This is a genomic window from Prevotella sp. TF12-30, assembly GCF_003436715.1.
In the GTDB taxonomy this organism is placed as follows: Bacteria; Bacteroidota; Bacteroidia; order Bacteroidales; family Bacteroidaceae; genus Prevotella; species Prevotella copri_A.
Genome location: NZ_QSQJ01000007.1, coordinates 28,531 through 47,973, shown reverse-complemented (window position 1 = coordinate 47,973; position 19,443 = coordinate 28,531). Strand labels below are relative to the sequence as shown.

The following is a 19,443-nucleotide window of genomic DNA, read 5'->3' as shown; positions in this document are numbered from 1 at the left end:
TTTCTTATTGTTCTTAATGAATGATGATTTTTTATTCGGGGTGCAAAGTTACTAGTAAATCACGAAATCACCAAACTTTTTTAGTGAAAAAGTGAAGAAACTAAAGATTAGAAAAAACAGAAGCATCCTAAATCATTATTTTTGGGTATTGCAGATGTTGATAGATATTCTTACCTTTGCAACCCATTTAGTAGAAAACAACAATGTTTAGTAGAAAACAACAATGAGAGAAAAAAAGAAGAAACGTTTTACCTGGAAGAAATACCATCGTTGGTTCGGACTTGTACTGTCTGTCTTTATGTTGGTATTCTGCGTATCAGGTATCATTTTAAATCATCGCCAGCTATTCGCCGGTTGTGAAGTAAGCAGAAGTCTGATGCCATCGGCTTATCATATCAAGAATTTCAACAATGGCATCATCAAAGGTTCTATCAAGATCAATCACCGCATCGGCAAAACTCCAAGTGATTCCATCCTGGCGTATGGTTATGGTGGCGTATGGCTTACCGATGCTGAGATGAAAAGCTGGAAAGACTTTAACCAAGGGTTGCCTGAAAACGTGGATGGCAGGAATATCCGCAACATCGTGCAGACAAAAAACGGAGAAATCTGGTGTGCAGCCATGATGGATGTATATCGCTTCGATGGAAAGGAATGGAAAATGTTTCCACTCGCTGATAATGATGAGCGTATCGCCGACATTACATTGACCAAAGATAGCACAAGCATCATCGCCATGACCCGTTCTGCCGTTTATGAAATATCCGGAAAGAAGACGGATGCAGCCAACGAAAAGAGGGATGCTATCAGCGAAAAGACGAATGTTACCCGCAAAATCATCGGTCAACCGGAAGGTTTTGTTCCGGAAGTTACCCTTTTCAAGACCGTTTGGAACCTGCATAGCGGTGCTTTCTTCGGATTAGCCGGAAGATTGGTGGTGGATGCCATCGCCATCGTACTTATCATCCTTTCGATAACGGGCATCATCCTTTTCATTCTTCCTTACCGTATCCGCCGACAGAAGAGATTACAGGCAAGAGAAAAGATGCTGAAGCTTGGCAAACAGATGGTTTTCAATGCCAAATGGCATAACAAGCTGGGATATACCACCATCATTCTGACGCTCTGGCTAGCGATAACAGGAATGTGTCTCCGACCACCATTGATGATACCTCTAGCCATGAACAAAACCACAGAAAAGGTGAAGAATGGAAATGTCTGGCACGATAAACTTCGCGCTATCCGATGGGATGCAGCAGAGGGCAACTGGCTTGTTTCTACCTCAGAAGGTTTTCTGCGAGTAGATGAGCATTTCTGCCAGAAGCCGGTTTTATTGGATAAGAAGCAATCACCAAAGATAAGTCCGATGGGAGTGAATGTTTTCGAAAGCGACGGCAAGGGTGGTTGGCTGATAGGATCATTCAGCGGTATGTTCCGTTGGAATCCGGAAAAGAATCTGATAGTAGATTATTTCACGGGGAAAGCCAACCAAGGAAAATCGATGATTCCGATTTCCAGTTCTTTGGTCAGCGGTTATTCCAAGGACTTCTTTGGAGGAAAAGAAGTGGTTTTCGATTATAGCAAAGGGGCGAGTTTCGGGAAAACAACCTCTACCCCCGAGTTGCTTTCAGCCACCCCAATGTCACTTTGGAATGTGGCTTTAGAGCTTCACGTGGGTAGATGCTATTCTCCATTCTTAGGTCCTCTATCCGACCTTTTCGTCTTCATCTCCGGCTTGCTGATTACGCTGGTTTTGCTTTCCGGCTATATCATTCTGCATCGGAGAAAGAAGAAGAGCCCCAAACTTCCTCGGAAATCTCTCTAACCAGATCTATCTTTGCCCATTGCTCAGCATCGGTCAGTTTATTGCCGATTTCACAAGAGGCGAAACCGCATTGAGGACTGAGGCTCAGACGATTGAGAGGGATATATTTGGCAGCTTCGTGGATTCTGGCGATGACCGTAGCCTTATCCTCCAACACAGGAGATTTAGAGGTTACCAAACCCAGAACCACCTTCTTGCCATCTGCCACATATTTCAATGGTTCGAAACCGCCCGAACGCTCGTCGTCATACTCCAGATAGAAGGTATCTACATCTTCATGAGCGAAAAGATAAGGAGCTACGGCATCGTAGGCACCTTTGGTGGCATAGCAGGAATGATAATTGCCACGGCATACGTGGGTGTTGATAGTCAATCCCTCCGGTTTGCCCTCGATGGCAAGGTTGTTCACCTTCAGATATTGCAGGGCTTCCTGTTCAAGGGTGAAGCCGTTGCCCACCTTGGCCTTCCAGTAATCGCTATCCACAATCATTCCCCAGGTGCAATCATCCAGCTGGATGGTGCGGCAACCGGCTGCATAAATCTCCTGGAAGAAGGTGCGATAAGCTTGGGCAATATCCTCAATCAACTGGGTGGTATTAGGATAGAACTTGCGGGTATTCTCGGCATTCTTTCCACGAAACAGTTCGGCAAGAAACTGTGCAGGAGCCGGAACCGTCTGCTTTGCCTCGAAGATATACTCGCCCTTGTCATCCAACTCCTCAAATTTTTTCACAAACAGGAAATCCTTGATAAAAGGATGATTCTCTCCGGTAATCTTGCCGGTCAGTTGGATAGAACCCTTGGTTGTCTCCTCGCCATGAAACTGGTAGCCATGCTCCAGTTCGATATGCTCCACGCCATTGAAACCCCACATAAAGTCGAGATGCCAATAGCTGCGGCGGAACTCACCATCGGTGATATAAGGCAGGCGATGCGCCTTCTGCTGCTTGATGACCTCAGTAATCAGACGGTCTTCGATGCTGCGAAGGTCGGTGGCAGAAATCTTGCCATCAGCAAACTTGGCTCTTGCTTCTTTCAACTCTGCAGGACGCAAATAGCTGCCCACTGCCTCAAAATGTATATTTCTTACGTTACTCATAATTATTTTATCTCCTATATTTTTTAATGATGAATGACTTTTAATTTGCCATTATCAGATGATGAACGGCTCTTTGCATCCGGAATTGCGAGTGCAAAGGTAAGAAGAAGAATTTTATCTACCAAATATTCTTCGTAATTCAGAAAAATATGCTATCTTTGCAGCGTATTTGGCAAATCAGCAGAATATTATTCTGCAAGAAACGCTAAAAGGAGAAACAAAGAAACTATAAAACAGAAAGAAAAGGAATAATGGCTACAGAAGAAAATCTCGATGAAATCGATATCAAGATACTCAAGTTGTTGCAGCAGAACTCCCGACTCACCGTGAAGGAACTTGCCGCAAGAGTACACCTCTCCCCTTCTCCCACCTTCGAGCGACAGAAGCGATTGGAGCGTGAGGGATACATCCAGCGATACGGAGCGATAGTGGATCATCACAAGATGGGACACAACGTGATCGTGCTCTGCAATATCCGATTGAAGCAGCACACCCACGACTTGATTCAGCAATTCATGGATACCGTGCAAACCATCGACCAGATAACAGAGTGCTACAACACCACCGGCGATTACGACTTCCAGATCAAGGTGTATGCCCGAGACATGAAGGATTATCAGGACTTCATGCTCAATACCCTGGGAAATATCGACTGCATCGGAAGCCTTCACAGCATCATCGTAATTGGCGAAATCAAGGATTCGCATTATATCCCTGTGAATCAAAACAAGGAGAAGAGAAATTAAATCAAGAAAGAATGAAAGAGAATAAATATTAAGGAGAAAGAATTATGTTTTGGAAAAAGATCATCATCCTATACTTTGCTCTCCCCATGCTTTTCTGCCTTCCATCCAAGGCACAGAAGCCAGGAGAAATCGTCAGCGAGCAAACCATCAGAAAACTTGGAGAGAAGCATTTCTTCTCCACATCCCCCATTCCTGATGATATTTTCCACCTGATGCAAGGAAAGACATATAAGAAAAACTGCACCATAGCAAGAAGCGAACTGCGATATCTGCGATGCCTGCATGTGGATAAAAAAGGCAGAAACATCGTAGGTGAAATGGTGGTAAACAAGGCGATAGCCGCTGATGTACTCGATATCTTCAGAAAGCTATATGAAGCAAAATATCCGATAGAACGAATGAGACTTATCGACTACTGGGATGCCGACGACGAGAGGGCGATGAGGGACAACAACTCCTCCAGCTTCAACTTCCGCTTCATCTCGCACACCCATACCGTTTCGAAGCATGGCAAGGGACTTGCCGTTGACATCAATACCCTCTACAATCCCTATCATAAGCATTTGAAGAATGGCAAGGAAGTGGTAGAGCCAGCTACGGCACGACCTTATCTCGACCGTAACAAGCACCATACTTACATGATCAGAAAGGGCGATTTATGCTACCGGCTTTTCAAGGAGAAAGGGTTCCGATGGGGTGGCGACTGGAAACATAGCAAGGATTACCAGCACTTCGAGAAATAAGGACACAAGAAGGCTATGCTGTTGTTGCTTGAGATTCTGCAATAAACAGCATAGCCCTTTATTGTCTAACTGCATCCAATTACCTAACTGTACCAAACAGAATTATAATCTCTGCGGTCATCTTCCTCATTATAGAGGTTCTCATACTCAAGGTTCATTGCCTCGAATTTTTCCTGTGTCTGTTTCATGATAGCCCCTCCTATTACTTTAAGTTAATAAATTCGTTTCTATCTTTTGTATATGCAAAAATAGCAAAAAAATGAATCGATGCTGTCAACTATTCAGAAAACTTTTGTATTTTTGCATCAGAAAGCCATATTTGGCGACATTAAGAACAATTAGAATGAAGAAATAATGAATATGAAGATACTGCATACATTTCGACTCAATCGGGTAAAGTGGCGCCACTGGTTATTGCTGGTACTGCTCCTCCTCGTTACTCTTACCAAAATGATTCCTCTATGGGGATTCATCTACACCACCCGTATCTATCCGATTATCGGCACACTCCTCTCTCCCATCTCAGGATTTTTTCCTTTTGCCGTAGGCGATATCTTCATCGCTCTCAGCATTGCCTGGGTTATCTTCTATCCCATCTACGAGATAGGATTGAGAAAGAAGCTTGCCAGGCGATACTTCTTCCTGGCAGCGAAGAGAGGCTGTTATCCCAAGAAGAAGGTTGTATTCGGAAGAGTGGCAGAATACCTGCTTTGGGTATATGCCTGGTTCTACATCGCCTGGGGATTGAACTACTCCCAGCCGAATATCTATGATAGAATAGGAATGAAGCCGGTGGAAGTAAGCGAAGCTAAATTCAAGGCATTCGCCTATCAATATGCCGACAGCCTTAACGCTTTAAGCATTTCTGAAAAGAGTTTTTTCTCTGATAGCATCGCAGATGATGGTTTGAAGAATCGGGTGCGGGATGCAATTCTGAAGGAATATAATAAAATAGGTTATAAGGAGGGTATCAATGCACCTTTCAACCAGCATCCTCATGCCAAGACTATGGTATTCACACCCCTCAGTTCGATGTCGGGCGTTACCGGAAGCATGGGGCCTTTCTTCTGTGAGTTCACGCTTAATGGAGATATTCTTCCCCACGATTATCCTGCCACCTACGCCCACGAGTTTGCTCACTTTCTGGGTGTTGCCAACGAGGGTGAGGCGAATTTCTACAGTTACATCGTGTGCACGGCATCGGCAGATAAGCAGGTGAGGTTCAGCGGATATTACCACATATTCTTCCATGTACTGAACAATGTTTTCGATATTCTCGGCGAAAAGGAGGGAGAAAGATTCCTGAAACACATCCGTCCCGAGATTATCCAACTGGCAAAGAGCGACCGCCGCTACTGGCTCAGCAAGCGATACAAGGCATTGGATGCCGCCCAGGATTTCATCTTCGAACTCTACCTCAGGGGCAACCATGTGGCGGAAGGCAGGAAGAGCTATTCGGGCGTTATCGGCTTGATACTGGCTTGGGAAGAAAAAAAAGAATACTCAAGGAAAAGATGAGCAAGGCAGGAAATAAAAAAGAGCGGTTGATGCAATCTCTGCACCAACCGCCATTCGCATATATCTGATATTATAGAAAGTAATTTTTTAAACTAACATCGTATTTCGCAAGAAATTCTCTATAGGAGAACTACTTATTCTGCATTGGCTGTCCCTGAAATCTTCCAGGTTTTGATTTACCTGCGTAATTGCCCCCCTTGCGCGGACCTTTCTGAGCAAATCGTTTTCTCATCTGTCGTTCTATCTCATAAACCCGCTGAATCTGCTGCTGTGTCAGGAACTGAGAATACTTCTTGTAGTATTTCTGGCGGATGTTGAGAATCTTCTCGCTCATCTCAAAACGCTGCTTAATCTCCTGCTCTGTCTGAGCATCGGATTTCATTTTCCCCTTCTTGTGATGAGGACGAGGTCCTAATGCCCAAACCTCTTTCTGGAACTGGGTATAGGTGTCGATAAATTTAGAACTGGTCTTGTCATCAAGACCCAAATCGTGAGCAATATATTGTGCCTGCTTTTCAGCCAACTGTTCACGAGAGAGACGCTGCTTCTGATTAGGCGCCTGTGCACATACACTTGTTGAAACGGTCATCATTGCGACAACCATCATCAAAATACCTAAAATCTTTTTCATAATTCACCTTAATTTATATATTATAGAATCTATTAATTATATTCTTGAATCCGTTTATTCATCAAGAAAGACATCCTCCTGATAAACACTGAGCAAATAAGCCTGATCAGCAGAAGATAACTGAGCGAAAGCTTGATCTACCGCTTGCATCTCATTATCAGCCTGAGATGGCAGAGAAGAATGAGGCGCAGCGAAATCGATGTGGAGTATCAGGAGTACTGCCACCGATGCTGCCACTGCCATTGCAGCCGCCCATATCACCTTCATCAGAGGTCGCTTCTTCGGCTGTATCCTGACTGGTTTAGGTTTGTCATCCTTCACCTGTTCCAGGATATTGGCTTCCATCTCCTTGAAGAATCCTTCTGGCGTTGAGTAAGGCATCCGCTTACCCACCTGGTCGAAGTTGAATTTCCCGGTTTTATTGAAATCAAAATTTGTATCCATATTCTTTTCCATTTTGAATAACCATTAAAAACTCACAGAACTCTCACTTAATCGTTCGAATTCATGTACTTGATAATTTTCTCTTTGGCAACATGATAGCTTGCCTTGATACTGGTTGGTGTAGAATCCGCAACCTTTGCTATTTCGTCGAACCCGAGTTCATCGTAATACCGAAGGTTGAATGCCAGCTGCTGCTTTGGCGGCAGCGAGAGAATCGCCTTCTGCAGTTTCACCGCCACCTTATCATCGAAGTCGATATAATCATCGCCTTGAATCAGGTTGACACCTGTGGTTTCCGATTCTATGGAGACAACTTCCTGTCTCCGTTTGCTGATAATCCTAAGAGCCTCATTAGTGGCTATGCGATAAATCCAGCTTCTCAGAGAGCAATCGCCCCGATAGTTGCCGAACGAGCGATAGATTCTCACGAAGGTTTCCTGCGAGGCATCCTGTGCATCATCATGCGAAACCACCAGTCGGCGGATGTGCCAGTAAACTGGTTCCTGATATTTCGCCATCAGCATCCGAAATCCATTCTGTGGATTTTCCTTCAGCACTTCCATAATGCCATTGTCATTTATACTCATATTCGTTTATTTTCATGAACGTTACGATTATATGACCATTCTAAATGGGAAAAGTAAAAAGGCGGGATATATTTTTTTTCGATACCAGCTTAATTTTTACTCCTCTTTTCTCTTTTAATATCATAGAGAAGAGAAAAAAAAGAGCTATTTCTCCGGTTTCTCAAAGAAAAAGTATATATTTGCAATCGAATTGCGGATATCAAAAGATATATTGATATGAAGAAAGAAAAGAATTTAGAAAGTTTATCGGATGATGAGATTCTGCAGGGCTTCAAGGATGCCAATGCCAGAATAGTAAGGGAGTATTACTACGGCTACTGCCGGGTGGCTTATTGCATCTACGACAAGCGATATGACCTGCAGCACAAGCCAGGCATGGATTTCTTCTCTCTGGCTCACGAATACTATCTCTATCTCTGCGAACACGACTTCAAGCCTTTGGAAGATAGAAAGCCTAGCATGTCGCTCAAGACATGGATGGTAAACGGCTTTCGGTTCCTGCTGCTGGATAAGTTGAAGGAGGTGGTGAAGGAGCACCGTTTCGAGAGTTTTGAGGCGCGACAGGAAAGCCGCAAGATGCAGTTTGACGTGACCGACAACCAGTTTGAGCACGATCTTTACCAGACGATAGAAGATATCGGCAATTTCTATTATGGCAGAGACAGCAAGAACAGCATCATCCTGAAGATGCTCTATATAGAGGGATTCAGGGGCAAGGACGTAGCCGCCCAGTTGGGCATATCCCATTCAGCCGTCACCCAGCGTTGTCAGAAGATGATGCACGATGTGGTGATTCCTTATTTCAAGAGATACTTTGATGCATCGGAATACGGAAGCTATCTGTCGTTCGCAGAGGAAGACACATCTGTTTCAAGTGCTCCTAAGATGTCGATGCCGAGAATGAGTTCTATGCCGAGAATGATGGCAGAATGCATGTGCTGCGAGGAAGCGGCAGATAATGGCAATAACATATTTAATAATAAGAATAATATGAGAGATATGAAGAAGGGAAGAATCACTCCTCGCTGGATTGATTCATTAAAGGAAAACGAGATTTTTGTGTTTGGCAGCAATCTGGCTGGCATGCATGGTGGTGGCGCTGCCCGCATTGCCCGCCTGCATTTCGGTGCCGTCATGGGCAAGGGTGTAGGCTTGCAGGGCCAGAGTTACGCCATCCCTACAATGCAGGGCGGCGTGGAAACCATCCGTCCATACGTGGAGGAATTCATTATCTTTGCCCATCAGCATCCCGAGCTACATTTTCTGGTGACCCCAATAGGTTGCGGCATCGCCGGCTTCGAAGCCGAAGACATCGCCCCATTGTTCAAGAAGGCAAAGGAGATCAAGAACATCAGCCTTCCGGAAAGTTTCTGGGAGGTGATAGAGTAAAGGTTTAGGAGAATTATCAAATGAAGTTAGGAAAATTATCAAATTAATGTTAGGAGCAATGATAGGAGATATTGTTGGCTCAAAATATGAGTTCAACAATACGTTTGATTATGATTTCGAGATGTTCGGAGATGGATGCGACTTCACCGATGATACAATTTGTACGGTGGCGATAGCTGATGCGATACTGAATGGGCGAAGCTATCAGGAAAGCCTGCTGGATTGGTGCCGCCGCTATTACGAGGATTTCGATACCCGAGATTATCCGAAAGGCAAGTTCAACGAAACCTGTATGGATGCCGTACCATTGTCTTTCTATATTTTCTCCAAAGCCACATCCTTCGAGGATGCCATCCGCCTAACTATTTCTCATGGCAGCGATAGCGATACCATCGGAGCCATCGTCGGTTCCATCGCCGAAGCACGATTTGGTATTCCACAAGAAATGAAAGAGAAGGCTATCAGCTATCTGCCGGATGATATGAAAGAAGTGTTGATAAGAATAAAGTGTTGTCACTAAGATTCATATGTACAAAGAGATGTAACATACCAAATAATTCTCCAAAAATTTGGTATTATCAAAGAAAATTTGTATTTTTGTGGCAATTAAAACAAGTAAATATGACGAATCATGATTTTTGGATGTCCATCAGCGACATAATCAATGAAGGATTTACATCTGAAGGTCTAGCAAAATTAGATGATTATGCAGAACAATTCAGTACTGGAAAGATCTTATATAAACGATTTTCACCGTCAGAGCAGCTTGGCTGCGTTAAAGGGGGAACAATACATGTTATTGCATCCTTACTCGCGGGAGCAGAAGTTGGCGCAAATCAACTCACTGCGCCAGAACACAGTTTCAAAAGAGAACAGCAACTTGGAAAGATCCAAGAAAAACGCATAGAAAGCTGGGCGAAAAAGGCAGGATGCTGGGTAGAAGACACTAGCGTCTACAACCAAACCTTGGGCGAAAAATTAGCGCAAGGTGGTGAAGCTATTGTATATGATAACGGTAATTCTGTACTAAAAGTAATCGGCCTTGACTATTTCATACAGCCAATTTTTGCTTTGGACAGAATTTCGTTACACAATGCTTACTTTGAACAAACCAAGATGTTTGTATTGGGATTCGGTAGAAACTCTATGGGCGACTTTATGATTATTGTTACCCAAACTTTCTTTCAAGGTAACCAAATGCCCGAAGAAGATATTGAAGAATATACGGAACGTATTGGATTTAAACTGGTGAATCCAAGAAATTGGACATACTCCACACCAGGTATATACCTAAGTGATATGCACAACGAGAATGTTTTTCGTGGCATTGATGGAGTGGTTTATGTCATAGATTGCGACATCCGAATAAACACACCAGAACTAAAGGCTGGTGGCACACGAACTTTAACAACAGAAGTTGAATTTATAAAAGAATAAAGACATGGCAACAAGAGCTATATTGGCAATGATTGAAGAATTCGAGAAAAGAGGATTGATATAAAAAATAGCAAAAGCAGCACGATTTATCATGCAGCTTTTGCTATTCCCATTTTATTTAGTTTACTCGCTTGCAGGTAATTCTCTGCTTATACTGAGGTCCATTCTTTATTTCTCCTCAAAGTAACTACCCGCTTCCATCTTGCAATCCATCGCACGGCACTTGTTGTAGCGCTCTCGGGCTCTGTTTTCTCTGGCAAACATCGCCTTGGTGCCAGCCTCATCTTCTGAAAACTGGAGATGGTTGTCGATACCCATATTCAGAGCAATGTTCTCTACATCAAGATCATCGGTGCCGATGAAGGTAAAGGTCCAGTTCTGCTTCTTCCCTTCTTCATTATTGCCTTTTCCCCGCTACTTGATTGCTTCTTCCCCGCTTTCTGATTGCTTCTTTATCCCTTAAAAGAAAAAATAGAGGGAAAAATTAAGCTGAGGATTATCTTTTTTCAAAGATATTTTTGCCAGTAGAAATAAAACTCGTACTTTTGCACCCAATTATTATATCATACAAGTTATTAAATTACATCAAGTTACTATATTATATAAGGAGATGAAAGAAATATTGATAGTAAGCATCGGCAGCTTCTTCGGGGGCGGCATGAGATATTGGATTTCAAAGATGGTGCAATCCTGCACGGTGATTGCCTTTCCGTTCGGAACGATGGCGGTGAATGTGGCAGGATGCCTCATCATCGGGTTTCTCTCGGGATTGAACTGGAGGGAAGGAGGATGGATGTCACCATCTGCCAAACTGCTGCTCACCACGGGGTTCTGCGGAGGATTCACCACCTTCTCTACCTTCATGAACGAAGGGGCGGGATTGATGAAGGAGGAAAATTACCTCTATATGATACTCTATCTCTTCGGAAGTTTGGTGCTGGGACTCATCGCCGTTCTCGCCGGGCATTATCTGGCGAAGATTATCGCATAAAATACTTCTGAGAACAGAAAGAAGAAGAAGAAGAACCCGGATTGCCGAGAAAGAAGACCGGAGAACAGAAAGAAAAAGAACCCGGATTGTCGAGAAAGAAGACCGGAGAATAGAAAGAAGAAGAACCCGGATTATCGCATAAAATACAGAAGATAGGATTCCATCAGATGAAGAAATGATGAAAATTCTATCTTTTTTATTATTTTATATTTTCAAAATGCCTTAATTACGAAATTTATTCGTAAATTTGCAGAAAATAATCTGCACTCGACAATTTGAAAGCAAGCTTTCATTGTACTCGTTTGCTTAATTTTTGCACCAATGAATACATTAGATACAAATAATATAAAATGGAGCGAGAATGTGATCATCGCTGATGCCGATTATATCGACAAAGTGGCTTTCGACCTGACTGTCAACTTCGAGCGAATGATCAACCGACGCATCCAGCCAGCAGATATGGCTCAATGGGCAGTGTGCATCGCCCTCGACGGAGGTCTCAGAGAGGGTGAGCACGAAACGCAAGTGGTGCTTATCCACGATAAGAAATCTCTGGCAATGAAGAATTTCCGCCCTTCCAACTATGAGAAGGATCTCAACGCCCAGGCTTTCAAGGATGATAAGCTGGGAGAATTCATCTTTGCCTCTTATCCTACCGAGGAAAAGATGGTGGGAAAGGATGAATTCCTCGTAGAAGTGGCACGCACCTTATGCAACACCAAGGAGGTGAAAAGGGTGATGGTGATTCCGAACTCAGAAGATGGAGATGCCTACGACCAGCTGAGAGATATGCTGAGAAAGGTGGAAGATGACGACAAGCGCATCACCCTCTTCGCCATGCAACCCATGCCGGGAGGAAACTTCCGACAGGAGATTCTGGGTTACTCGCTGATGAACGCCCTCGGAATCTCGGCAAAGGAGATAAAATAAACATTAAAATAATAAACATAATAATAAAAAACAAGATTATAAATGAGTAGAGTACTTATGATTGGCGCTGGTGGCGTGGCTACCGTGGCTGCCTTCAAGATCGTCCAGAACCAGGACGTTTTCACCGAGTTTATGATTGCTAGCCGTCGCAAGGAAAAGTGCGATAAGCTGGTTAAGGATATCCATGCCAAGGGCTACAAGATGGATATTCAGACGGCTGAGGTGGATGCCGACGACGTTGAGCAGTTGAAGGCTCTCTTTAATAGCTATAAGCCTGAGCTTGTCATCAACCTTGCTTTGCCTTACCAGGATCTCACCATTATGGATGCCTGTCTGGCTTGCGGTTGCAACTATATGGATACCGCTAACTATGAGCCAAAGGACGAGGCTCACTTCGAGTACTCATGGCAGTGGGCATATAAGGAAAAGTTCGAGCAGGCAGGTCTCTGCGCTATCCTCGGCTGCGGTTTCGACCCAGGTGTTTCCGGCATCTTCACCGCATACGCTGCCAAACATCACTTCGATGAGATTGAGGTGCTCGATATCGTGGATTGCAACGCCGGAAACCATCACAAGGCTTTCGCAACCAACTTCAACCCAGAAATCAATATCCGTGAGATTACCCAGAAGGGACTCTGGTACAAGGATGGCGAATGGATTGAAACCGACCCATTGTCTATCCACAAGCCTCTCACCTACCCTAACATCGGCCCTCGCGAGAGCTATCTGATGCATCACGAGGAGTTGGAGAGCCTGGTGAAGAACTACCCTACCATCAAGGAGGCACGCTTCTGGATGACCTTCGGTCAGCAGTATCTCACCTACCTCGACTGCATCCAGAACCTCGGTATGAGCCGCATCGACGAAATCGAATACGAGGCTCCATTGGCAGATGGTTCAGGCAAGACAGCCAAGGTGAAGATTGTTCCATTGCAGTTCCTCAAGGCAGTATTGCCTAACCCACAGGATCTCGGCGAGAACTATGATGGCGAGACATCTATCGGTTGCCGCATCCGTGGTAAGAAGGATGGCAAGGAGCGTACCTACTACGTATATAACAACTGCAAGCACCAGGAGGCTTACAACGAGACAGGCATGCAGGGCGTAAGCTACACCACTGGTGTGCCAGCCATGATTGGTGCGATGATGTTCCTCAAGGGCATCTGGAAGAAGCCAGGAGTATGGAACGTAGAGGAGTTCGACCCAGATCCATTCATGGAGCAGTTGAACAAGCAGGGATTGCCATGGCACGAGGTGTTTGATGGCGATTTGGAGATTGATTAAACTTTAAACAGTAAAAGAATATGGCAAAAGAGATAGAAGAGGGCAAACTGACCCCCAACGAGGGAAAACTGAAAGCCCTCCAGGCAGCCATGGCGAAGATTGAGAAAGACTTCGGCAAGGGCTCTATCATGAAACTCGGCGATGAGCACGTCGAGAATATCGAGGTAATTCCTACGGGCAGTATCGCTCTCGACAATGCATTGGGCGTAGGCGGTTATCCAAGGGGACGTATCATCGAGATCTATGGTCCTGAATCTTCTGGTAAGACAACATTGGCCATCCATGCCATCGCAGAGGCTCAGAAGGCTGGCGGTATTGCTGCCTTCATCGATGCCGAGCATGCTTTCGACCGCTTCTATGCTGCCAAACTGGGCGTGGATGTGGATAACCTGTGGATTTCGCAGCCAGACAATGGTGAGCAGGCATTGCAGATTGCCGATCAGCTGATCAGCTCTGCTGCCGTAGATATCGTGGTAGTTGACTCTGTAGCTGCCCTGACTCCTAAGAAGGAAATCGAGGGCGACATGGGTGATAACGTGGTAGGTCTTCAGGCACGATTGATGAGCCAGGCACTCCGCAAGCTCACTTCTACCATCAGCAAGACCAATACTACCTGCATCTTCATCAACCAGTTGCGCGAGAAGATTGGTGTGATGTTCGGCAACCCTGAGACAACTACCGGTGGTAACGCCTTGAAGTTCTATGCATCAGTTCGCCTGGACATCCGCAAGGCAACAGCCATCAAGGACGGCGAGGATGTGGTAGGTAATCTGGTTCGCGTGAAGGTAGTGAAAAACAAGGTGGCTCCTCCTTTCCGCAAGGCAGAGTTCGACATCATGTTCGGCGAAGGTATCAGCCGTGCCGGCGAGGTATTCGGTTTGGCAGTAGCCAACGGCATCATCGACAAGAGCGGCAGCTGGTACAGCTACGGCGGTTCAAAGCTCGGACAGGGTGCAGATGCCTGCAAGGCATTGCTCAAGGATAATCCTGAGCTTCTCGACGAGCTGGAGGCAAAGGTTCGTGAAGCACTCGCTGCCAAGGATCAGAAATAAAACTCAGATGAAATAAAACTCAGATAAGGTAGGTTACACCTTATTATATATAGGGACATTATCTGGAAGAAAGAGTTCCCTAAAAACGAAATAGGAATCAAGATATGAGGAATGCGACATTTTATCGCTCCTTTTATCTTGATTCCTTTTATTTTGTCAGTACCTGACTGACAGCTTGTCAGCCGAAATCAGGAAAACACAGAAAACAAACAGCCAAATCCAGAAAAAAAATCCATTGGCACACGCTTTGTTAATTAGAAAGCGTGAACGCTGAGTTCAGGAGGTTCCCGATAGATGCATATCTTCGGCAGACTTCCCCGAAGGCAGCGATTCATGAGAAAAATAACAATATTAATAACGAAAAAATAAAAAAAAGATATAATCATGGGAAAAGTAATTGGAATTGACTTGGGTACCACAAACAGTTGTGTTGCCGTTTTCGAAGGTAGCGAACCAGTTGTAATCGCTAACAGTGAAGGTAAGCGTACTACTCCATCAGTAGTAGGTTTCGTTAAGGATGGTGACCGCAAGGTAGGTGATCCTGCTAAGCGTCAGGCCATCACAAACCCTAAGAACACAGTATATTCTATCAAGCGTTTCATGGGTGAGACATACGCTCAGAGCCAGAAGGAAGCTGAGGCAATGCCTTACACAGTAGTAAACGAGGGTGGTTATCCACGTGTTGAAATCGAGGGTCGCAAATATACTCCACAGGAGATTTCTGCAATGGTTCTCCAGAAGATGAAGAAGACTGCAGAGGATTATCTCGGACAGGAGGTTACAGATGCAGTAATCACAGTTCCTGCTTACTTCTCTGACTCTCAGCGTCAGGCAACTAAGGAGGCTGGTCAGATTGCAGGTTTGAACGTTCAGCGTATCGTAAATGAGCCTACAGCCGCAGCTTTGGCTTACGGTGTTGACAAGGCCAACAAGGATATGAAGATTGCCGTATTCGACCTGGGTGGTGGTACATTCGATATCTCTATCCTGGAGTTCGGTGGCGGCGTATTCGAGGTACTTTCTACCAATGGTGATACTCACCTGGGTGGTGATGACTTCGACCAGGTAATCATCAACTGGTTGGCTGATGGCTTCAAGGCAGAGGAAGGCGTAGATCTCCGCAAGGATCCTATGGCTATGCAGCGCTTGAAGGAGGCAGCAGAGAAGGCTAAGATCGAGTTGTCTAGCTCTACAGCTACAGAAATCAACTTGCCATACATCACAGCTGTTGACGGTATGCCAAAGCACTTGGTTAAGAATTTGACCCGTGCACAGTTCGAGCAGTTGGCTCACAACCTGATTCAGGCTTGTCTTGTACCTTGCCAGAATGCCGTTCGTGATGCTAAGCTCTCTACATCAGATATCGACGAGGTTATCCTGGTTGGTGGTTCAAGCCGTATCCCAGCCGTTCAGACCTTGGTTAAGAACTACTTCGGCAAGGAGCCTTCTAAGGGTGTTAACCCTGATGAGGTAGTAGCAGTAGGTGCAGCTATCCAGGGTGCCATCCTGAACAAGGAAGAGGGTGTTGGCGACATCGTATTGCTCGACGTTACTCCATTGACTCTCGGTATCGAGACCATGGGTGGTGTAATGACCAAGCTCATCGATGCTAACTCTACCATCCCTTGCAAGAAGAGCGAGGTATTCTCTACAGCAGCTGATAACCAGACAGAGGTTACCATCCACGTATTGCAGGGTGAGCGCCCAATGGCAGCTCAGAACAAGAGCATCGGTCAGTTCAACCTGACAGGTATCGCTCCAGCTCGTCGTGGTGTTCCTCAGATTGAGGTTACCTTCGATATCGATGCCAACGGTATCTTGAACGTATCAGCTAAGGATAAGGCTACAGGCAAGGAGCAGAGCATCCGCATCGAGGCTTCATCTGGCTTGAGCGAGGACGAGATCAACCGCATGAAGGCTGAGGCAGAGCAGAACGCTGCAGCAGATAAGGCTGAGCGCGAGAAGATCGACAAGATGAACCAGGCAGACAGCATGATCTTCACCACCGAGAACTTCTTGAAGGATAACGGTGATAAGATTCCTGCAGACAAGAAGCCAGGCATCGAGCAGGCATTGCAGCAGTTGAAGGATGCTCACAAGGCAGGTGATGTTGCAGCCATCGATTCAGCTATCAACAACTTGAACACCGTCATGCAGGCAGCTTCTCAGCAGATGTACCAGGGCGGTCAGCAGGCAGGTCCTCAGGGTGCACAGGGTGGCCAGCAGGCACAGCAGGGTGCTAACGATGGCGCTCAGGATGTTCAGGATGCAGACTTCGAGGAGGTTAAGTAATCTCTCTCATCATAGAGAAGTTATTAGATTAGCATAAAGATCAAAGGCGTGTAAGACTCTGAAAATGAGTTTTACACGCCTTTTTTCGTGTCTTTATGTTTTTTTATATATCTGCTTATGGCTTTATCGCAGAAAAATATGTATATTTGCAGGTTATGAAGGGGCGGAAGTTCCAGCAAGAGAAGAAAAAGACAAGTTCAAGTAAAAGAAGGAAAGGAAACGGGATATGGCAAAGAAAAGACCGCAGGTAGCACTGGTTTATGATTTTGACGGGACATTATCTCCCGGCAACATGCAGGAGTTCGGATTCATCCAGGCAACCGGAAAGACGAAGGAGGAATTCTGGGATAAAAACCGGAAGCTTGCCGTGGGCAAGGATGCCAGCGGCATCCTCACCTATATGTACATGATGCTGGATGAAGCAAAGAAGAACCATATCTCGCTCACCCGCGAATCCTTCCAGAGCTTCGGCAGGAATGTAGAACTCTTCCGTGGCGTGAAGCAATGGTTCTCGTTCATCAACGAATATGGTGCAAGCATCGGATTGGAGATCAAGCACTACATCAACTCCTCGGGATTGAAGGAGATGATAGAGGGCACCCCCATCGCTCAGGAATTCGAGAACATCTATGCCTGCTCGTTTCTCTATAATGAGGATGGCATCGCCTACTGGCCAGCCGTAGCCGTGGATTATACCACGAAGACGCAGTTTCTCTTCAAGATCAACAAGGGCATCCGTCAGGTGAGCGACAACAGCAGGGTGAACCAGTATATTCCCGATAGCAAGCGCCCTATCCCTTTTCCGCGAATGATTTATTTCGGGGATGGAGAAACCGATGTGCCCTGCATGAAGATGGTGAAGGAGCACGGCGGCCATTCCATTGCCGTATATGATACGCCCCAGAAGGAGGCGATGGCGTGCCAGCTGGTGAAGGAGGGACGCGTGAACTTCATGTGTACGGCAAACTACAGCAAGGGTAGCGTGATGAACATCATCGTGAAGCGAATTCTGGATAAGATCAAGGCGGATTTCGAATTCGACAGATTGATAGAGGTAAACCAGAAGAAGGCGTGGAAGTAAAGGGGTGGCTTGACAGGAGGAAGGAGGACAGGCGATGGAATCGCCTGGAACGGAGGCAAAAAGGGGGACTTGCAACTTGAAGCGAGGGGCTTTTTGCTGAAACGCTGAAACACTGAAACGCAGGAAAGAAAAAGAAAGAAATATAATATTAATAAATAATTAATGGGAAGAAACAAATACTCAGCAGGAGAAATCAAGGAAATCGGAAAGTTGCTGCGCCTGAAGAATGCCGGCAACCGTTTGCAACAGAAATTGATACGCCACGACCTTCGTGTGGATTATGAATTCAACATCTCTGACTTCAATGAGCCGGGCAAGGCTTTCGGCGAGGAGGAACTGCAGGATGCCATCAAGCGTGGTGCTATCCAGATTCTCGACGATGCCACCATCGAAGCCATGAAGGCGAAACGTGCAAGAGACAAGGCACGTGATGAGGCAGAGAAGCAGAAGGATGCCATCGCCAGCGGTGAGCAAACCGACTGGCAGGAGGCTATGAAGGAGTGGAACGAATGGGAAAGTTCTAAAGAAAAATAAATGTTAGAATCGAATTCCGAAGGAGATTCCGAGATAATGAATTCCGAAAGAAATTCCGAGGATTTATTGAATTATAACTAAGATAGAAACAAAAAAAGAAATATGGCTAAAGTATTGATCAAGACTTCAGAGGGCGACATCAAGGTGCGCCTCTATGACGAGACTCCTCAACATCGTGACAACTTCTTGAAGTTGGCAAAGGAGGGATATTTCGATGGCACACTCTTCCACCGTGTCATCAAGGATTTCATGATCCAGGGCGGCGACCCTGACAGCAAGGGCGCTCCAAAGGGCAAGATGCTGGGCACGGGCGGACCTGATTACACCATCCCTGCCGAGTTTGTTTATCCACAGCTCTTCCACAAGCGCGGTGCCTTGAGCGCTGCCCGTCTGGGCGACGAGGTGAACCCTGAGCGTGAGAGCAGCGGCAGCCAATTCTATATCGTCTGGGGTAAGACCTACAAGCAGAACGAGCTGAAGCAGATGGAGAAGCAGATGGGCATGCAGATGGAGCAGAACATCTTCAACCAGCTTGCCAAGGAGCACCATGATGAAATCATGAACTTCCGCCGCAACCGCGACCGTGAGGGCTTGATGAAGCTGCAGGATGAGCTGGTGGATGAAACCAAGAAGCGCTGCAGGGAGCAGGGTTACCCTAAGTTTACCGAGGAGCAGCAGAAGGCTTACACCGAGGTGGGCGGAACCCCATTCCTCGACAACCAGTACACCGTTTTCGGCGAGGTAGAGGAAGGCCTTGACGTAGTGGAGAAGATCCAGAACTGCGAAACCATGCGTGGTGACCGCCCTAAGGAGGATATCAGCATGGAGATTTCCATTATAGAAGAATAAAAGACATTTCT

General features: G+C 45.7%; 20 protein-coding genes. 15 read left to right on the top strand and 5 right to left on the bottom strand.

The window, feature by feature from the left end; genetic code table 11:
- The first annotated feature begins 223 nt into the window (after positions 1-223).
- A complete protein-coding gene (locus tag DXD25_RS04470; RefSeq protein WP_117661963.1) occupies positions 224-1,825 on the top strand; it encodes a PepSY-associated TM helix domain-containing protein in 1,602 nt (533 codons plus the stop codon).
- Here the strand turns inward: DXD25_RS04470 and DXD25_RS04465 are convergent.
- Entirely contained in the window at positions 1,770-2,924 is a 1,155-nt protein-coding gene (locus DXD25_RS04465; protein WP_117661962.1) for a 5-methyltetrahydropteroyltriglutamate--homocysteine S-methyltransferase, read from the bottom strand. The two genes, DXD25_RS04470 and DXD25_RS04465, sit on opposite strands and share 56 nt — an antisense overlap.
- Before the next feature lie 251 nt (positions 2,925-3,175).
- On the opposite strand from DXD25_RS04465, the gene DXD25_RS04460 reads away from it, so the two are divergent.
- The 3 genes from DXD25_RS04460 to DXD25_RS04450 all read left to right on the top strand — a co-directional run bounded on the left by DXD25_RS04460 (position 3,176) and on the right by DXD25_RS04450 (position 5,931).
- A complete protein-coding gene (locus DXD25_RS04460; protein ID WP_089544952.1) occupies positions 3,176-3,670 on the top strand; it encodes an Lrp/AsnC family transcriptional regulator in 495 nt (164 codons plus the stop codon).
- 44 nt (positions 3,671-3,714) lie between these two features.
- Entirely contained in the window at positions 3,715-4,413 is a 699-nt protein-coding gene (locus tag DXD25_RS04455) for a M15 family metallopeptidase (RefSeq protein ID WP_117661961.1), read from the top strand.
- Between the two features lie 360 nt (positions 4,414-4,773).
- Entirely contained in the window at positions 4,774-5,931 is a 1,158-nt protein-coding gene (locus DXD25_RS04450; protein WP_117662015.1) for a DUF3810 domain-containing protein, read from the top strand.
- 130 nt (positions 5,932-6,061) lie between these two features.
- Here the strand turns inward: DXD25_RS04450 and DXD25_RS04445 are convergent, their stop codons facing one another.
- From DXD25_RS04445 to DXD25_RS04435, 3 genes are read right to left on the bottom strand one after another with little or no spacing between them, the layout of a single operon-like run.
- Positions 6,062-6,562 carry a hypothetical protein gene (locus DXD25_RS04445; RefSeq protein WP_187360430.1) on the bottom strand — a complete coding sequence of 167 codons (501 nt, stop codon included), beginning with the start codon at positions 6,560-6,562 and terminating at the stop codon, positions 6,062-6,064.
- Between the two features lie 54 nt (positions 6,563-6,616).
- On the bottom strand, positions 6,617-7,006 hold the full coding sequence (locus tag DXD25_RS04440; RefSeq protein WP_117661960.1) for a hypothetical protein: 390 nt from the start codon (positions 7,004-7,006) through the stop codon (positions 6,617-6,619).
- 47 nt (positions 7,007-7,053) lie between these two features.
- Entirely contained in the window at positions 7,054-7,593 is a 540-nt protein-coding gene (locus tag DXD25_RS04435) for an RNA polymerase sigma factor (RefSeq protein ID WP_117661959.1), read from the bottom strand.
- A gap of 999 nt (positions 7,594-8,592) precedes the next feature.
- Between DXD25_RS04435 and DXD25_RS04430 the strand changes: the two genes are divergently transcribed.
- From DXD25_RS04430 to DXD25_RS04420, 3 genes are all read left to right on the top strand, one after another.
- The gene (locus DXD25_RS04430) at positions 8,593-8,982 is read left to right on the top strand and encodes a hypothetical protein (RefSeq protein WP_117662014.1); all 390 of its coding nucleotides are present in this window, start codon (positions 8,593-8,595) and stop codon (positions 8,980-8,982) included.
- A 46-nt stretch (positions 8,983-9,028) separates the two neighbouring features.
- Positions 9,029-9,502 carry an ADP-ribosylglycohydrolase family protein gene (locus DXD25_RS04425; protein ID WP_117661958.1) on the top strand — a complete coding sequence of 158 codons (474 nt, stop codon included), beginning with the start codon at positions 9,029-9,031 and terminating at the stop codon, positions 9,500-9,502.
- 101 nt (positions 9,503-9,603) lie between these two features.
- Positions 9,604-10,419, top strand: coding sequence for a hypothetical protein (locus tag DXD25_RS04420; protein WP_117661957.1), 816 nt, complete (start codon positions 9,604-9,606; stop codon positions 10,417-10,419).
- A gap of 168 nt (positions 10,420-10,587) precedes the next feature.
- On the opposite strand, the gene DXD25_RS04415 is transcribed toward DXD25_RS04420, so the two are convergent.
- Entirely contained in the window at positions 10,588-10,737 is a 150-nt protein-coding gene (locus tag DXD25_RS04415) for a hypothetical protein (RefSeq protein ID WP_187360429.1), read from the bottom strand.
- A 292-nt stretch (positions 10,738-11,029) separates the two neighbouring features.
- On the opposite strand from DXD25_RS04415, the gene crcB reads away from it, so the two are divergent.
- From crcB to DXD25_RS04375, 8 genes are all read left to right on the top strand, one after another.
- The gene (gene crcB, locus DXD25_RS04410; RefSeq protein ID WP_117661956.1) at positions 11,030-11,410 is read left to right on the top strand and encodes a fluoride efflux transporter CrcB; all 381 of its coding nucleotides are present in this window, start codon (positions 11,030-11,032) and stop codon (positions 11,408-11,410) included.
- 321 nt (positions 11,411-11,731) lie between these two features.
- Positions 11,732-12,340 (top strand): DUF6621 family protein, encoded by a 609-nt coding sequence (locus DXD25_RS04405; RefSeq protein WP_117661955.1) that lies wholly within the window; start codon positions 11,732-11,734, stop codon positions 12,338-12,340.
- A 42-nt stretch (positions 12,341-12,382) separates the two neighbouring features.
- Positions 12,383-13,624, top strand: coding sequence for a saccharopine dehydrogenase family protein (locus DXD25_RS04400; RefSeq protein ID WP_117661954.1), 1,242 nt, complete (start codon positions 12,383-12,385; stop codon positions 13,622-13,624).
- A 20-nt stretch (positions 13,625-13,644) separates the two neighbouring features.
- Positions 13,645-14,676, top strand: a complete 1,032-nt coding sequence (gene recA / locus DXD25_RS04395) for a recombinase RecA (RefSeq protein WP_089544943.1) — start codon at positions 13,645-13,647, stop codon at positions 14,674-14,676.
- A gap of 384 nt (positions 14,677-15,060) precedes the next feature.
- Entirely contained in the window at positions 15,061-16,968 is a 1,908-nt protein-coding gene (dnaK, locus tag DXD25_RS04390) for a molecular chaperone DnaK (protein WP_117661953.1), read from the top strand.
- A gap of 226 nt (positions 16,969-17,194) precedes the next feature.
- Positions 17,195-18,049, top strand: coding sequence for an HAD family hydrolase (locus DXD25_RS04385; protein WP_117661952.1), 855 nt, complete (start codon positions 17,195-17,197; stop codon positions 18,047-18,049).
- A 162-nt stretch (positions 18,050-18,211) separates the two neighbouring features.
- A complete protein-coding gene (locus DXD25_RS04380) occupies positions 18,212-18,583 on the top strand; it encodes a hypothetical protein (RefSeq protein WP_117661951.1) in 372 nt (123 codons plus the stop codon).
- A 102-nt stretch (positions 18,584-18,685) separates the two neighbouring features.
- A complete protein-coding gene (locus DXD25_RS04375) occupies positions 18,686-19,432 on the top strand; it encodes a peptidylprolyl isomerase (protein WP_117661950.1) in 747 nt (248 codons plus the stop codon).
- Positions 19,433-19,443 lie beyond the last annotated feature (11 nt).

Bases quoted from the DNA above. Each gene is read 5' to 3' on its own strand.
- DXD25_RS04450 (WP_117662015.1), top strand. From the start codon at position 4,774: ATGAAGATACTGCATACATTTCGACTCAATCGGGTAAAGTGGCGCCAC.
- DXD25_RS04375 (WP_117661950.1), top strand. From the start codon at position 18,686: ATGGCTAAAGTATTGATCAAGACTTCAGAGGGCGACATCAAGGTGCGC.
- DXD25_RS04430 (WP_117662014.1), top strand. From the start codon at position 8,593: ATGAAGAAGGGAAGAATCACTCCTCGCTGGATTGATTCATTAAAGGAA.
- DXD25_RS04400 (WP_117661954.1), top strand. From the start codon at position 12,383: ATGAGTAGAGTACTTATGATTGGCGCTGGTGGCGTGGCTACCGTGGCT.
- DXD25_RS04440 (WP_117661960.1), bottom strand. From the start codon at position 7,006: ATGGATACAAATTTTGATTTCAATAAAACCGGGAAATTCAACTTCGAC.
- DXD25_RS04465 (WP_117661962.1), bottom strand. From the start codon at position 2,924: ATGAGTAACGTAAGAAATATACATTTTGAGGCAGTGGGCAGCTATTTG.
- DXD25_RS04380 (WP_117661951.1), top strand. From the start codon at position 18,212: ATGGGAAGAAACAAATACTCAGCAGGAGAAATCAAGGAAATCGGAAAG.
- crcB (WP_117661956.1), top strand. From the start codon at position 11,030: ATGAAAGAAATATTGATAGTAAGCATCGGCAGCTTCTTCGGGGGCGGC.
- DXD25_RS04460 (WP_089544952.1), top strand. From the start codon at position 3,176: ATGGCTACAGAAGAAAATCTCGATGAAATCGATATCAAGATACTCAAG.
- DXD25_RS04405 (WP_117661955.1), top strand. From the start codon at position 11,732: ATGAATACATTAGATACAAATAATATAAAATGGAGCGAGAATGTGATC.
- DXD25_RS04425 (WP_117661958.1), top strand. From the start codon at position 9,029: ATGTTAGGAGCAATGATAGGAGATATTGTTGGCTCAAAATATGAGTTC.
- DXD25_RS04415 (WP_187360429.1), bottom strand. From the start codon at position 10,737: ATGGGTATCGACAACCATCTCCAGTTTTCAGAAGATGAGGCTGGCACC.
- DXD25_RS04445 (WP_187360430.1), bottom strand. From the start codon at position 6,562: ATGAAAAAGATTTTAGGTATTTTGATGATGGTTGTCGCAATGATGACC.
- DXD25_RS04385 (WP_117661952.1), top strand. From the start codon at position 17,195: ATGGCAAAGAAAAGACCGCAGGTAGCACTGGTTTATGATTTTGACGGG.
- DXD25_RS04470 (WP_117661963.1), top strand. From the start codon at position 224: ATGAGAGAAAAAAAGAAGAAACGTTTTACCTGGAAGAAATACCATCGT.
- DXD25_RS04455 (WP_117661961.1), top strand. From the start codon at position 3,715: ATGTTTTGGAAAAAGATCATCATCCTATACTTTGCTCTCCCCATGCTT.
- dnaK (WP_117661953.1), top strand. From the start codon at position 15,061: ATGGGAAAAGTAATTGGAATTGACTTGGGTACCACAAACAGTTGTGTT.
- DXD25_RS04420 (WP_117661957.1), top strand. From the start codon at position 9,604: ATGACGAATCATGATTTTTGGATGTCCATCAGCGACATAATCAATGAA.
- recA (WP_089544943.1), top strand. From the start codon at position 13,645: ATGGCAAAAGAGATAGAAGAGGGCAAACTGACCCCCAACGAGGGAAAA.
- DXD25_RS04435 (WP_117661959.1), bottom strand. From the start codon at position 7,593: ATGAGTATAAATGACAATGGCATTATGGAAGTGCTGAAGGAAAATCCA.